The organism is Collinsella acetigenes (assembly GCF_012844445.1).
GTDB lineage: Bacteria > Actinomycetota > Coriobacteriia > Coriobacteriales > Coriobacteriaceae > Collinsella > Collinsella acetigenes.
The window spans coordinates 379,599-393,106 of the sequence record NZ_JABBCP010000001.1; the positions used below are offsets into that span (position 1 = coordinate 379,599).

The 13,508-nt window shown below is 56.9% G+C and carries 9 protein-coding genes; 3 read left to right on the forward strand and 6 right to left on the reverse strand.

The features are described 5' to 3' along the window. Positions 1-79 precede the first annotated feature (79 nt). The 6 genes from HF320_RS01630 to HF320_RS01655 all read right to left on the reverse strand — a co-directional run bounded on the left by HF320_RS01630 (position 80) and on the right by HF320_RS01655 (position 8,772). A complete protein-coding gene (locus tag HF320_RS01630) occupies positions 80-724 on the reverse strand; it encodes a class I SAM-dependent methyltransferase (RefSeq protein WP_169276776.1) in 645 nt (214 codons plus the stop codon). An 8-nt stretch (positions 725-732) separates the two neighbouring features. After that, a complete protein-coding gene (locus tag HF320_RS01635) occupies positions 733-3,399 on the reverse strand; it encodes an ABC transporter permease (protein ID WP_169276777.1) in 2,667 nt (888 codons plus the stop codon). Between the two features lie 7 nt (positions 3,400-3,406). Next, the gene (locus tag HF320_RS01640) at positions 3,407-4,120 is read right to left on the reverse strand and encodes an ABC transporter ATP-binding protein (RefSeq protein ID WP_169276778.1); all 714 of its coding nucleotides are present in this window, start codon (positions 4,118-4,120) and stop codon (positions 3,407-3,409) included. A 736-nt stretch (positions 4,121-4,856) separates the two neighbouring features. Next, positions 4,857-6,455, reverse strand: coding sequence for a UDP-glucose--hexose-1-phosphate uridylyltransferase (locus HF320_RS01645; RefSeq protein ID WP_169276779.1), 1,599 nt, complete (start codon positions 6,453-6,455; stop codon positions 4,857-4,859). Next, positions 6,446-7,654 carry a galactokinase gene (locus tag HF320_RS01650; protein ID WP_248276549.1) on the reverse strand — a complete coding sequence of 403 codons (1,209 nt, stop codon included), beginning with the start codon at positions 7,652-7,654 and terminating at the stop codon, positions 6,446-6,448. Before HF320_RS01650 ends, HF320_RS01645 begins: the two co-directional genes overlap by 10 nt. 44 nt (positions 7,655-7,698) lie before the next feature. Beyond that, positions 7,699-8,772, reverse strand: coding sequence for an aldose epimerase family protein (locus HF320_RS01655; RefSeq protein WP_169276780.1), 1,074 nt, complete (start codon positions 8,770-8,772; stop codon positions 7,699-7,701). Between the two features lie 294 nt (positions 8,773-9,066). Here HF320_RS01655 and HF320_RS01660 point away from each other — a divergent pair, with 294 nt between their 5' ends. From HF320_RS01660 to HF320_RS01670, 3 genes are all read left to right on the forward strand, one after another. Next, complete coding sequence (locus HF320_RS01660; RefSeq protein ID WP_169277003.1) at positions 9,067-10,065, forward strand: LacI family DNA-binding transcriptional regulator; 999 nt, start codon at positions 9,067-9,069, stop codon at positions 10,063-10,065. A gap of 428 nt (positions 10,066-10,493) precedes the next feature. Further along, positions 10,494-11,795 (forward strand): substrate-binding domain-containing protein, encoded by a 1,302-nt coding sequence (locus HF320_RS01665; protein WP_169276781.1) that lies wholly within the window; start codon positions 10,494-10,496, stop codon positions 11,793-11,795. Between the two features lie 190 nt (positions 11,796-11,985). Beyond that, positions 11,986-13,491, forward strand: coding sequence for a sugar ABC transporter ATP-binding protein (locus HF320_RS01670; RefSeq protein WP_169276782.1), 1,506 nt, complete (start codon positions 11,986-11,988; stop codon positions 13,489-13,491). The last annotated feature ends 17 nt before the right edge of the window (positions 13,492-13,508 follow it).

A 13,508-nucleotide genomic window follows, 5' to 3' on the forward strand; every position in this document is an offset into this window, starting at 1 on the left:
TTGGACAACAGCGGGTCATCGACATTTCGTAAAAAGTGCGCGCCGTCACGTTTGTGGCGGCGCGCCTCGGCTTGACTCGCTATTCCTTACGCGCTACGAGATGCGCGCGGAAACCTTTTTGAGCTTCGAGCTTGAGTAGGGTGAGCCCGGCTCCCTCGGCGAGCGCACGAAGTTCGGATACCTTGGAAATCCGGACGTCGCCGTGGCCCATGAGGCGGGCCAGGGGAAGCTCGATGTTGTTCATAAGCCATACCACGAAGTCGTTCGACGTGTAGTCACGGAGAATCAAGCGTCCTCCGGGGCGCAGGACGCGTGCCGCCTCGGAGAAGAACCTCTCCGGATGCGGGTAATGGTGGAAGCTGTTGGAGCAAAGCACCGCATCAAAGCTTTGAGGCTCAAACGATAGGGCCTCTGCATCTCCAACGACGAAATGAACGTTATCGAGCTGCTTGGCACGGGCAACATCGATCATCCCGGGTGTAAGGTCGAGTCCCGTTAGGTGCTTGTTGGGATACTCCCTGTGGAGTAGCTTCAGGACTGCTCCGGTTCCACAGCCCACGTCGAGTACGTCTTGAAACAACTCTTGCTGCAGCTCCTCGAGCATTTGCGGGTAGTCGTTTTTGCATATCTCGTAGATGCCGGCGTGGCCGGATTCATAGATACGCGCCGCTTCGGTAAATTCCTTGATGGAAAGCCGCTTGAGTTGTTCTGCCGATTTGGCCATGACTCCTCCTATTCCTGTACCTTTAAGGCCTCTGCGAGGCTGACGTGCTTGATGGAGCGCGTGTGCAGAAGCGCTACGGCAAGGTAAGTCATAAATCCGATGCCTAAACAGGCCGCCATGGACCACCAGGGTACGTAGATTTCTATGTTGCCGTTGTAGGAAAGTAGCATCGAGCGAAAAATTGCCGTGAGCGAGCCGATGATCACAGGCAGACTTAGCACGAGCGATGCCGCCACGCATAGCGTAATCGAGCGGATATAGAGATGCGAAATTTCGTTATCGCGGTAGCCAAAGACTTTCATGTAACTGATGGAACGGGCGCTGCGGTCGATAACGGCTTTGGTCAACAAGTACATAAACAGCAGGAAGATGAACACAGCAAGGCCGACCATCATGCCGATCAAATTGCTCATCATGCCGATAAACTGGTCGCCTACTGCGCGCATGTCGTCGGGCGTGGTATCGCCGGCAAAGTAGCGAGAGTCGAGGTTGAGTGCCTCATCGCTTACGTAGCCGTTGAAATACGAGGTGTCGTTGCCAAAGAGCTTGTTGAAGTCGTTGATGCTCAGGTAGATATTCATGTCCGACTTGGAGCCCCATTCAGAGCCGTTGCCCACGTATTTGAGGGAATAATCCTTATCCTCGTACTTGTCGTAAAGCTTAACCTGTTGATCTTCGTCCCAACCGAACTTATCGACAAGTCCGCGTCCGAAGACAACGCGGCCATCGCCAACGCCCAGGTCTTTCCAGTAGCGAGAATCGGTCGAGACGCCCCAGATGGCTATGGTCTCTGTTCCATTTCCCTCGCCGCGGTCGTATTGCAGCTGGTATACGGCATATTTTTCGGCCTGTGCAATCTTGCTTGCGCCATTGTCGACCGTGTTGACGGGATGAATGTCGTCGGTATCGGTATCGATTTCGGACGCCTTGTCGATGAGGTCAATTGCCTCGTCGCGACTGCAACCCAGGGCATCGGCAAGATCGTCGAGGCTCGCGTAGAGCGCGTCTTTCTTGTTTTGGACCTTTGCGAGCGCATCTTGTGCTGCGGTTAGGTTTGCGGCGGACGGAGAAGCGGTTGCAGCAGCGGCGGCTTCCTGTGCGGCATCGGCGTCGTCGTCAAGCTCATCTTGGGATTCCTGCGCCGCAGAAAGAAGTGCACCGTCGACGGATTGCAGGCGTTCAAGGGCCGTCCACTGTTCACGTTCCTGGTCGCTCCCCTCAAGCTCAAGCGGGGCCTTGAGCGTGTATTGGTGCTCGGCGACGAGGCTCGTCTCGAGGTTGTCGGCATAGTGCGTCATCGTAGGGAGGATCGCCAAGCCAAAGAGCAAAAGCAGCGATGCGAACGCTATGCCTACGAAAAGCGTGGCAAAATTGCCCAGGTTGCGCAGGAAGACGCGCAGGCGGAAGCGGGAGACAAAGCCCATGCGCTCGGGCAGGCGCAGACCACGCTTGGTGCCCGATTTGCCGCTCGCCTCGTGGCGCAGGAATTGCAACGGCGTTTTGCCAATCTTGCGCAGCAAGCCTACGAGGGTAATGAGGATGAGCGCGGCGGCGGGAACCACGGCGCACTTCACGAAGATCTCCCAGCTCCAGTACACCTGGAAGGGAGGAAGGCTATACGAACCGTAATAGAGATTGCGCATGGGCTCGGTAAAGAAGGTCACGCCGAGCGCGCAGCCCAGAAGCGCGGCGAGCACGCCCACGATGGCGGGAAGCGCGAGGTAGTGCAGCACGATCTCGCGACGGCGATAGCCGCTGGCGAGCAGCGTGCCGATGATGGCGCTCTCTTCCTCAATGGTGGCATCGGTAAGGACCACAAAGACGAACGCCATGATCACGATGATGATGTCGAGCAGCGTCGTCCACATCATGGAGTCTCCGTCTACATCATCGCGGGCGTAGCCGATACCCTGGTTTGAGTCGGCGTCAATAAGGTCGTCCACGCGTGCGTCAGCATTCTCGAGCGCCTCGACCATATCTTTTTCGGCGTCGGTGCGGTCTGCGACGGAGAGGCCACGGTTGTCGAAGGTGAAGGAGTAAGTGTAGACGGGTGCGCCGCCGGCGTTTTCGAGTGCGGCAAAGCCCTCATCTGTGACTTCCGCCACGCCATAGGTGATGGTGTTGATTGTAAAATCGGAGTTATTGAGGAAGAGAGCCTGACTATCGGGCTGAGTCATGATGCCGCAGATGGTGTAGGTGCGGCCCTCAAGCTCGACGGTGTCGCCTATGGCCAGATTGTTGTTCGTAGCAAAGACGCGATCGATGGCCACCTCGTTGTTCGCATGGGGCTCCGTGCCCTCACAGTAGGACGCGATATCGACTTTGGTGCGGTGCGTATAGGTGCGTAGCGTGCGCTTGGTGCCGTCGTCGCTGGCAGACTTTTTGATGATAGCGTCGATGGAGAAGTTCTTATAGAAAGTAACGCCGCCAGCATCTTTGGCAGCATCCTCGGCTGCTTTGAGCTGTTCGTCGGTTGCCTCGAAGGATGTCGCTACGCGTCCATCTTCTATGGTGTACTCGTCGCGCATGCCGTCGATGATGCAGCCGATGGAGTGAGCGGCGAGCAAGAAGCCCGATGTGAGGGCGATGCTCCCGCACATGAGCAGGAAGATACCCAGATATTTACCGATATTGTGGCGCAGCTCGCGGGGGAGCCGCCTGGCAAGAGGAGTCATGGGGCGCCTACCAATCGAGCTCGGCGGCGGATACGGGAGAGTTATTGACCTCGTCTTCTGCTAGATGCCCGTCGCGCAGGCGCAGCACGCGATCGGCCATGCGGGCGATGGCAGCGTTGTGCGTCACAATCACAAGGGTGCAGCCATACTTTTGGTTCACGCGCTCCATGAGCTCGAGCACTTCTTTAGAGGTCTTGTAGTCGAGGGCGCCTGTAGGCTCATCGCAGAGAATCAGGCCTGGGTTCTTGACGAGGGCGCGACCGATGGCGCAGCGTTGCTGCTGGCCACCGGAGACCTGCCGCGGGAATTTATTGCGGTGTTCCCAGAGGCCCAGAGAACGTAAGAGCTCTTCCATGGGGAGAGGGTTTATGGAGAGATGCGCGGTGACCTCAATATTTTCCTTGATGGTGAGGTCGGGCACGAGATTATAGAACTGGAAGACGAAGCCGAGTTCGCGGCGGCGGTACTCGCCGAGGGTCTTGTTCGAAAGCGAGGTGAGGTCGCAGTCGCCAACCGAGATGGAGCCTCCGTCGGCGTCTTCGAGTCCGCCGATAAGGTTCAAGAAGGTCGACTTGCCCGAGCCTGAGGGGCCGAGCATGACGCAGATTTCGCCGCGGTTCACGGTGGCGGTAATGCCATCGAGCACCTGGACACGGGCTTCGCCATTGCCGTAGTGCTTCTTGAGGCCATTTACCACGAGATAGGGGGTGTTGCCCTTCATGGGACGCTCCAATCGTTGCACGCAGGCTAACGGAGCAATCAATATGGGCAGAGTTAGCCTAGGCTGAGTTCAATTAGGCTAACAGTAGCATAGGAATAGACAGCTTGGACAAGAAAGAGCTTTTCGTAACAAAGGCTCTCATTGAGGCGCGACGAAACTCCCTAAAGAGATTGTTTGCCATCATGAGGCAGAGGACTCCATGTGCACCATGCGTGCTCTACGCGGCCATGTCCGTCTTTGGCTTGTGGTTTAGGCTTGTGTTTCTTCAATTATTTCTGCATAAGCGTCAACAAAGCGCTGCACGTGTGGCGCAGGGTCGTCTCGGAAGGACTCGACCGCCGGCCTTCTCGTCTCGATATTGTGTTTGCATTAAGGTTGCCACGCATGAAAAAACCCTCCATTTCCCGAGTTCAAGAAATGGAGGGCAGTCCAAGATGCATCCAAGAGAGCTGCTGCGTATATGCCAAGAGCAAGCGGCCGGTTTTTTGGCGCTATTTTATACCAGGGTGGCTGTGGCTTCCATGGTGTTTGCCTCGGCGAGCATACTCATTGCAGCGTCGCCATCGCCCTCGAGGGCGGCGAGGCCACGGTAGAGTCAGGCGTTGATGTTCTGGTGCGTGGCCTTTTTAGCCTGAAGCTGACGTGCGATATCCACGAGACGGGCGAGCAACTCCTTTTTTGGCTGGAGAACTCCTTGACGTGGGCGACGGGTTTAGCGACAGACGATAGTAGGACGTTAGAGACTCTCAACAAAGCGCTGGCAGGCAGCTCTTCCGGCTTCATCCCACTTGAAGACGCCGGCGTCTTCAAGGACATGGCCAAAGACGGACCCGACCTCTTCGTGGAGGATGCCGAGAGCATTTTCTTCTGTGAGCTCATCGCCGCGGCGCTTGTAGATCTCCTCTGCCCATGCGGCATGGCTCGCGCTTAGCTCATCGGTAGCAAGACCGGCGATATCGCCTGTCAGCAGATGCTCCTTCACGGCATTGAGCTCGGGCACAAGGCGCGGCGGTAAGATGGCAAGGCCCATGACCTCGATCAGGCCGATGTTCTCTTTTTTGATGTGATGGTATTCGGCATGCGGATGGAATACGCCCAGGGGGTGCTGCTTGGAAGTGATGTTGCAGCGCAGGGCAAGATATACCTCGTAGGATCTTCCGCCCACGTTGCCGTCCTCGTCAACATGGCGCACGACGGGAGTCACCGTGTTGTGACGAGTGCCGTCTGGATCGTGGGCGATGATACCCACGGTCTCATCGCTCCAAGCACGCCAAGAATCGATAACGTGCACTGCGGCTTCAAACAGCGCTTGGCGATTGGCGCTGCGCAAACGCAAGACGGAGAGGGGCCAATGCAACACAGCGCCCGCAACCTCGGGGAAAGCGTCCATCGAGAAGATCTGCGTGACTTCTGCGCGCATCATGGGGAACTCGTGCGCTCCGCCCTGAAAATGATCGTGCGAGAGAATCGATCCGCCTACGATGGGCAGGTCGGCGTTGGAGCCGATGAAATACCCGGGCACGGTATCGACAAAGTCGAGCAGGCAGGTGAGCGCCGCGCGATCGATGTGCATGGGGCGGTGCTGTGAGCTCATGGCAATGCAGTGCTCATTGAAGTATGCGTACGGCGAATATTGCAAGCCCCAACGCTCACCGCCAAGCTCGATAGGGATGATGCGGAGATTTTGACGTGCAGGGTGCGCACCGCCCGCAGCGCTTGCGCCGCGTCCCGGATAACCCTCGTTTTCGATGCAAAGCTGACATGCGGGGTATTTCTCGCCATCGTTTTGGGCAGCTCCCGCGGCAGCAATCTCGCGCGGATCTTTCTCGGGTTTCGAGAGGTTGATCGTGATTTCGAGGTCGCCCCAGCCGGTGGCCGTGGTCCACTTGATATTGCGCGCGATGGCCGAGCGGCGTACGTATCCCGCGTCGCAGCAAAGGCGATAGAACCAATCGGTGGCGGCTTGCGCGCCTTGTTTGGCTGCGAGACGCTTGAATTCGGCAGCGACCTGGCTGGGCTTTGGCATGAGGATGCCCATTACGCGGCAGGCGATGCGGTCGCGTCCGCTGGCGGTGTCGTCGGCGACTCCGTTTTCCACCGATTGCTGTACGATGGTCGCAAGGGCATCGTCGAGGTCGAAATCAGTATCCGCAAAGGAGCTGCTGTCGCCGAGAACCCACGCCGTGTCAGGGGCAGGCCCTGTGGCGCCGATGCACTCAAGAACGATGTTGTAAGACCATGCGTGATCGTTTTCAAGCTCCAGGCCATGGAGCACCGCGTAATCGATGAGCGCCTGAATCGTATTGCGAAGAACGGTTGCGTCAACTACAGCCATGTTGCGTATGCTCCCTCGTCAGAAACCTTATAGTGACGGCTTGAGCCTTCGCCCAGCCAGTAATCCATGCGATCGATGAATGAATCGGTGATATCGAGGGGAACAAAAGCCTGGATGGTTCCGCCAAAGCCGCCACCATGGATGCGAACGGCGCCGCGTCCGGCTAGTATATGCTCAGCAAGTCCCAGCGCATACATGGCGGGCTCTTCGCGGCCTAGCTGAGCGGTGACATTTTGCAGATACATGGCGGAGCTGGCACCGCTTTCGCGTGTGAGGTTAAGGAACCTATCGATATCTGCTTCTTGCAAAGAATTCCAACGCTGGTCAACTAAGTCGTTTTCGTACCAGTAATGGATGCAGCGCAGTACGGCCCTGTCTCCAAATTCGGCGCGCAGTGCAGGGACCTGACGGTCGAAATCCTCTTTGCTGACTTCGCACAGGCGCGTATGCCCGAATTTTGCGGCAATTGTCTGCATCTCGCCAGGGATGGCGGCGTAGTCGTCGGTAGATGCGGCATGATCGGCTCCGACTTTCACAAGCACCAGTCCGTATCCGTGCTCTTCGAAATCGAATTCGAGCTTTTGCGTTTTGGGGTGAGCGACATTCTCAAAGTCCATGAAGGCAAGTCCACCCAGGCATACGGCTGCCTGGTCCATGAGACCGCAGGGCTTGCCGTAGTAGTGATTTTCGGTTCGTTGACTCATCTGTGCAAGGGAGACGGGGTCGATGGAGGGGGCAGACCAGAGTGCCTCCATGGTTCTGCCGATGGCCGCCTCGATGGCAGCCGAGCTCGAAAGTCCGCCACCGGAGGGGACCGTGCAGGTCATAGCAAGGTCAAATCCTGCCGGAATGGCTCCCGTTGCGGCAATCTCGTGTGCCATTCCGCGCACAAGGCTTGCTGTAGTGCCCTTTTCTTCTTCTGCGATTTCGAGGGAGTCGAGCGTGACCTCGAAGGGTTCATACCCTTCGGAAGCAACGCGCACGACGTTGGTGCCGTTTGCGCGGGCGATGCCGTCAACTGCCACGTCGAGGGCCGCAGCGATGATGTGCCCACCTTCGTGATCGGTATGATTACCCGATATTTCGGAACGTCCCGGCGCATGCACGTGCAGCATGCGTTTTTCGTCGACGGGGCCAAAAGATGATTCGAAAAGCTCTTGAAGATGGGTCAAAAGCATAGAAGGAGCGGCTTCGCTCATGAACGTTTCCTTTCTCGTGACTTGCATTTGCAGGCGTTGCCCGTTTACTTGTGCGAAAAGCGGTACAAGATGGTCTGAGCGTAAGGATGGCCGGGTTCGCAGCGTGGGTGGATCCAGTCATCGTGATGCATGTTGTCGGGCCAAAACTCGGGCTCAAAGGCAAATCCGTAACGGGGACGATACTCGGCGCCCTCCTTGGCATTTGCATCTTCGAGCCAGTTTCCCGTATAGAGATGGGCGCCGGGTGTGGTGATCGATATGTCAAGGACGCGTCCGCTTTTGAGGCTCTCGGCATGAAGCGCCGGGCGCGCGGGCGCATCCGGGCGGTAATTGTCGATGCAGAAGCAATGATCGTATCCACGTGCCTGGCGGAGCTGGTCGCAGTCTTGTTCGATATCGCGACCGAGCGCCTTTGGCTGACGGAAGTCAAAGGGCGTTCCTGCGACGTCTTCCACCGTTCCCAGGGATACGTTATCGTCGCGAAGGGGTAGATATTTTTGCGCTTGTACGCACACGGTCTGCTCGAGAATGCTTCCGGATGCGTGGCCGGCAAGGTTCCAGTAGGTGTGGTTGGTCATATTGACAAACGTTGGAGCGTCGGTGGAGCACTCATAGTGCACCCTCAGCGTGACGCTCCCGTTTTCATTGGATACAAGCGAATAGCAGGCGGTAAGGAGGCGGTTTCCCGATAGACCGTATTCTTTATCAGGCAATTTAAGCGAGAAGCAAACTGATGCTCCATCTTCCGACGGACTGGCATCCCAGATGCGCTTATGAATGCCGTATTCCAAGTCGGTGTGAAGATTGTTGCGCAGGGAGGGGCCATCATTTCCCGGCATATGGTAAAGGGTCCCCGCGATGGCGACCTCTCCTTGGTCCGTTCGATTTGCCGAGGGGCCGATGGTTGCTCCGTAGCAGGCAGGATTGTCAAAGTAGCCTTCGAGCTGATCGAATCCGAGCACGATATCGTCGAGGTTGCCATTTTGGTCGGGCGCGACAAGCGAGAGCAAGGTCGCTCCAAAGTCCATAACACGTGCTGTCACGTTGCCACAGACAAGCGTATAGATATGTACTTCTGCTTTGTTGCCGATTGTTCCAAAGCGTTCGATATCGGCCATGCGGCGTCCTCCGATGTTCGTATGCGATGTGCAAACTGCCGTTCAGCGATATGTGTGAATGCCACAGCTTCATTATTGTTAACGTACTCATTGGGCTATAGCAGCCAATTGCCCAATTTCTGCAATCGGTGCAAAACATCCTGCGAGCGGCATTGCGCCCTCGTATGTTGGATGTCCGCTGCGCTTGGAATATAGTGGGCCCTTATTGTGTACCTTGCGAGCTTGAGAGTGGTGAAGACCATGCGGGGGGATGAGCGAACAGAGTCGGGTGCGCCGCGGGGGCGCACCGTTTCGATGGTCGATGTCGCGCGTCTCGCGGGTGTGTCACAGCAGACTGTATCGCGTGTTGCCAATGACATGCCAAATGTGAGCGAGGCAACGCGAAAGCGCGTGCGTCAGGCAATGGATCAACTTGGCTTTCGCGTGAATTACGCCGGCCGTTCGCTTCGAGATGGCAAATATCACTCGGTGGGTTTTTGTGTAAATGACATCACCGAGTTTGGAAACCTTACGATGCTCGATGGCATCACCGCCGCCGCGCGCGATTGCGATTATGCCGTCACGCTTGTGGAGATGAGCAAAGACCGAGAATTCTCTCTCGGCGAAGCGGCGCGTATGATGTCCGCGCTTCCCATCGATGGCTTGATATTCGGCATGAGCCGTTTGGCTCCCGATTTTGAGGAGTTCAGGCCTCTTCCCAGTTTGCCTACGGTCATCGTCACCATGTGTGAGCATCCTGTCTGCACGACGGTCGACTCCGACCAGTACCATTGCGCATGCATGCTTATGGACCATTTGCTCTCTTTTGGGCACAAAGAGATTCGTTACGTGGGAGGACCGGCTTCTTCGATTGACGAACAGTTCCGTCGGGCTGGATGGAGGGATTCCCTTGAGCAAAACGGCCTTCCTGTAGTAGAGCCACTACATGGTGACTGGTCTGCAAGTAGCGGCTATCAAATCGCCTGCCGTATGATCGAGCAAGATCGCACCTTTACTGCCGTCTTTGCGGAGAACGACCAGATGGCAAATGGAGTGGTGTGTGCGTTGCGCGAGCACGGCATACGAGTTCCCGAAGATGTCAGCGTTGTGGGCGTCGACGACTCTTTGGCCGAGTACGTTCCCAACAGCTGTCTGACCACGGTGAGGTTCGATACGCTCAGGCGTGGCACTGTGGCATTTGAGCACGCTCTTATTAAAGGCGAGAAGAGCGGAGGCCCGGTTGCCATTCGCATTCCCGGAGAGCTTATCGATCGAGGTTCAGTGTCACAGGCAAGACGCAGACGTGCGCTTTAATGCGGGTTTGTGAGTGTCGGGCAAAGCTATCCTTTGGGGAGAGGCGCTAATGCTCGACCGAGGCCTTCGCAGCGGACACGGCGCGGGCGCGTGCCTTATGACGGGGCTATTTCGAAAGAACTCGAAAGCAGATGAGGGGTCTTTTGTCCAGCTCCCCAACAGGGGCTTTCTTTTTCTGTGCAAAACGTTAGCGAATCAAGGAATGGATATCCTACCGTTCACGGGCGCTTTATAAACCGTTCGGCAGTAAGCGAGAACGTTGCGACAGTTCCATGTTTATCGAATGTTAACGTACTCAAATAGTAAGCGGGCCGGGGCGCGAAGCACCACAAACCGGGTGCCGCCTCTAATCGGTCCTTGGCGGGATGTAGCCCGCCGCAAGAAATGGGACGTGCTCAAAGCGCGCCCAACAGGAAGGGAAGAACGTTATGGCACTTTCTCGTCGTGAATTCCTCAAGTATTGTGGCCTTGGCATGGCCACGGTGGCTGCAAGCGGCCTCGTGGGCTGCGGCGGCTCCGGCGGCGACGCTGGCAGCGCAGCTGCAGGCGGTTCGGTTGCCAACGCTGACAAGCCCGTTGTCTTCTACAACCGTCAGCCGTCCAACTCCTCCACCGGTGAGCTCGATATGACTACGCTCAACTGGAACAAGGACACTTACTATGTCGGTTTCGACGCCAAGCAGGGCGGCGAGCTCGAGGGCGAGATGGTTGTCGAGTACATCAAGAATCACGCAGCCGACATCGACCGTAATGGCGACGGCGTCATTGGTTACGTTCTCGCCATCGGTGACGTGGGACACAACGATTCCATCGCCCGTACCCGCGGCTGCCGCAAGGCCCTGGGCACTGCTGTCGAGAAGGACGGCCAGATCGTGTCCGACCCCGTGGGCACCAACACGGACGGCAAGTCCGACAAGGTCAAGGACGGCGAGATCGAGGTCGACGGCAAGAAGTTCATTGTCCGTGAGCTCGCAAGCCAGGAGATGAAGACCTCTGCTGGCGCTACCTGGGACGCTGCAACCGCCGGTAACGCCCTGTCCGGTACCTGGGCTTCTGCTTTTGGCGACCAGATCGACATCGTCGTCTCCAACAACGACGGCATGGGCATGTCCATGTACTCCAACTGGGCCAAGGAGAACAAGGTTCCCGTCTTTGGTTACGACGCCAACTCCGACGCCGTTGCCGCTCTGGGCGACTCCGAGTTCCCCTATGGTGGCACCATCTCCCAGAACCCCGCTGTTCAGGCTTACCTCACGCTGCGTCTGCTCCGCAACGCGCTTGACGGTGTCGACGTCAACACCGGCGTGGGCGAGGCCGACGCTGCCGGCAACGTCATCGCCGAGGAGGACTTCAAGTACAGCGAGGACGACCGCTCCTTCTACGCTATGAACCTCGAGGTTACCGCCGAGAACTACAAGGACTTCACCGATCCGGCGAACACCCTGTACGAGACGGCTCAGGCCCAGCTCGACGAGGGCGACAGCCCCAAGAAGAAGGTCTGGCTGAGCATCTACAACTCCGCCGACAACTTCCTGGGCTCTACCTACAAGCCGCTGCTCGAGAAGTACGCTCCGCTGCTCAACCTCGATCTCGAGATCGTCCAGGGCGACGGCCAGAACGAGTCCTCCATCACCAACAAGCTCGCCAACCCCGCTGACTTCGATGCATTTGCCATCAACATGGTGAAGACCGACAACGGTGCTTCTTACACGTCGAATCTCGGCCAGTAAGATAATGGCTGCCAAAAAAGGCATGTGAGTATGTTTGCAAGGGGGATCAGGAGACTGCTCCCCCTTGCCTTTCCGAGATCATGAGTACGTAAACAATCGGGCATGGTCTCATATCAGGACGTTCTCCCTATCGTAGCTGCGCAAATCACATTGCTTGGGGAGGACATCGAGGGAAACGAGGGGTGAATACATGTCAGACAAGCAAGACGACATCGTCCTGTCGATCCGAGGGATGAGCAAGACGTTCGGGCGCAACCGCGTGCTCGACCATATCGACCTCGACGTCCGCCGCGGTACCGTCATGGGCCTGATGGGTGAGAACGGCGCAGGCAAGTCTACGATGATGAAATGCCTGTTTGGTACCTATCAGAAGGACGAGGGAACTATTTTCCTCGATGGCAAGGAGGTGAGCTTCTCCGGGCCTAAGGATGCTTTGGAAAACGGCATCGCTATGGTGCACCAGGAGCTCAACCAGTGCCTCGAGCGCAACGTGGTCGACAATCTGTTTCTGGGCCGCTATCCGGTCAAGGGCGGCGTGGTCGACGAGGCGCGCATGCGCAAGGAAGCATCGGACCTGTTTCGTCGCTTGGGCATGACCGTTAACCTAACTCAGCCCATGAAAAACATGAGCGTCTCCCAGCGCCAGATGGTCGAAATCGCCAAGGCAATGTCCTATAACGCTAAGGTCATCGTCTTGGACGAGCCCACGAGCTCGCTGATGGCGCAAGAGGTCGACAAACTGTTCGAGATGATGCGCAAGCTTAAAGAGCAGGGAATCGCACTCATCTACATTTCGCATAAGATGGACGAGATCTTCGAGATTTGCGACGATGTATCGGTTTTGCGCGACGGCAACCTGGTTATGACTAAGCACACGAGTGAGACCGATATGAACGAGCTCGTGAGCGCGATGGTCGGCCGCTCGCTGGACAATCGTTTCCCGCCGGTGGATAACGTCCCTGGCGATAACGTTCTTTCTGTACAGCACCTGTCTACGAAGTTTGATCCGCACCTGGTCGATATCACGTTTGACGTGCGCAAGGGCGAGATTTTTGGCCTATATGGCCTGGTGGGAGCCGGACGCACCGAGCTGCTCGAGACGATTTTCGGTATTCGCACCCGTGCTGCGGGACGCGTGTATTTCCGCGACCGCCTTATGAATTTCTCTTCGGCGCGTGACGCTATGGAGCATGGTTTTGCCCTCATTACCGAGGAGCGTAAGGCCAACGGCCTATTCCTTAAGGGAGACCTGACGTTCAACACCACCATCGCCAACCTCGAGCAGTACAAGAATGGTCTTGCTCTCTCTAACGACAAGATGATCCGCGCCACGAACAAAGAGATTAAGACCATGCATACCAAGTGCATGGGTCCAGACGATCTTATTTCGAGCCTTTCTGGTGGCAACCAGCAGAAGGTCATCTTTGGTAAGTGGCTCGAGCGCTACCCGCAGGTGTTCCTGATGGACGAGCCCACCCGTGGCATCGATGTTGGCGCCAAGTACGAGATTTACCAGCTCATTATCGATATGGCCAAGAAGGGCACCACGGTTATCGTGGTCTCTTCCGAGATGCCCGAGATTCTCGGTATCACCAACCGCATCGGCGTCATGTCGAACGGACACCTTTCCGGCATCGTCAACACCAAGGAGACGAACCAGGAAGAGCTGCTCCGCTTGAGTGCTAAGTATCTGTAAACGAAGGGGATGGAACA

Coding starts and splice junctions, on each gene's coding strand:
- HF320_RS01630 (WP_169276776.1), bottom strand. CDS start 724: ATGGCCAAATCGGCAGAACAACTCAAGCGGCTTTCCATCAAGGAATTT.
- HF320_RS01645 (WP_169276779.1), bottom strand. CDS start 6,455: ATGGCTGTAGTTGACGCAACCGTTCTTCGCAATACGATTCAGGCGCTC.
- HF320_RS01660 (WP_169277003.1), top strand. CDS start 9,067: ATGGTCGATGTCGCGCGTCTCGCGGGTGTGTCACAGCAGACTGTATCG.
- HF320_RS01640 (WP_169276778.1), bottom strand. CDS start 4,120: ATGAAGGGCAACACCCCCTATCTCGTGGTAAATGGCCTCAAGAAGCAC.
- HF320_RS01670 (WP_169276782.1), top strand. CDS start 11,986: ATGTCAGACAAGCAAGACGACATCGTCCTGTCGATCCGAGGGATGAGC.
- HF320_RS01655 (WP_169276780.1), bottom strand. CDS start 8,772: ATGGCCGATATCGAACGCTTTGGAACAATCGGCAACAAAGCAGAAGTA.
- HF320_RS01635 (WP_169276777.1), bottom strand. CDS start 3,399: ATGACTCCTCTTGCCAGGCGGCTCCCCCGCGAGCTGCGCCACAATATC.
- HF320_RS01650 (WP_248276549.1), bottom strand. CDS start 7,654: ATGAGCGAAGCCGCTCCTTCTATGCTTTTGACCCATCTTCAAGAGCTT.
- HF320_RS01665 (WP_169276781.1), top strand. CDS start 10,494: ATGGCACTTTCTCGTCGTGAATTCCTCAAGTATTGTGGCCTTGGCATG.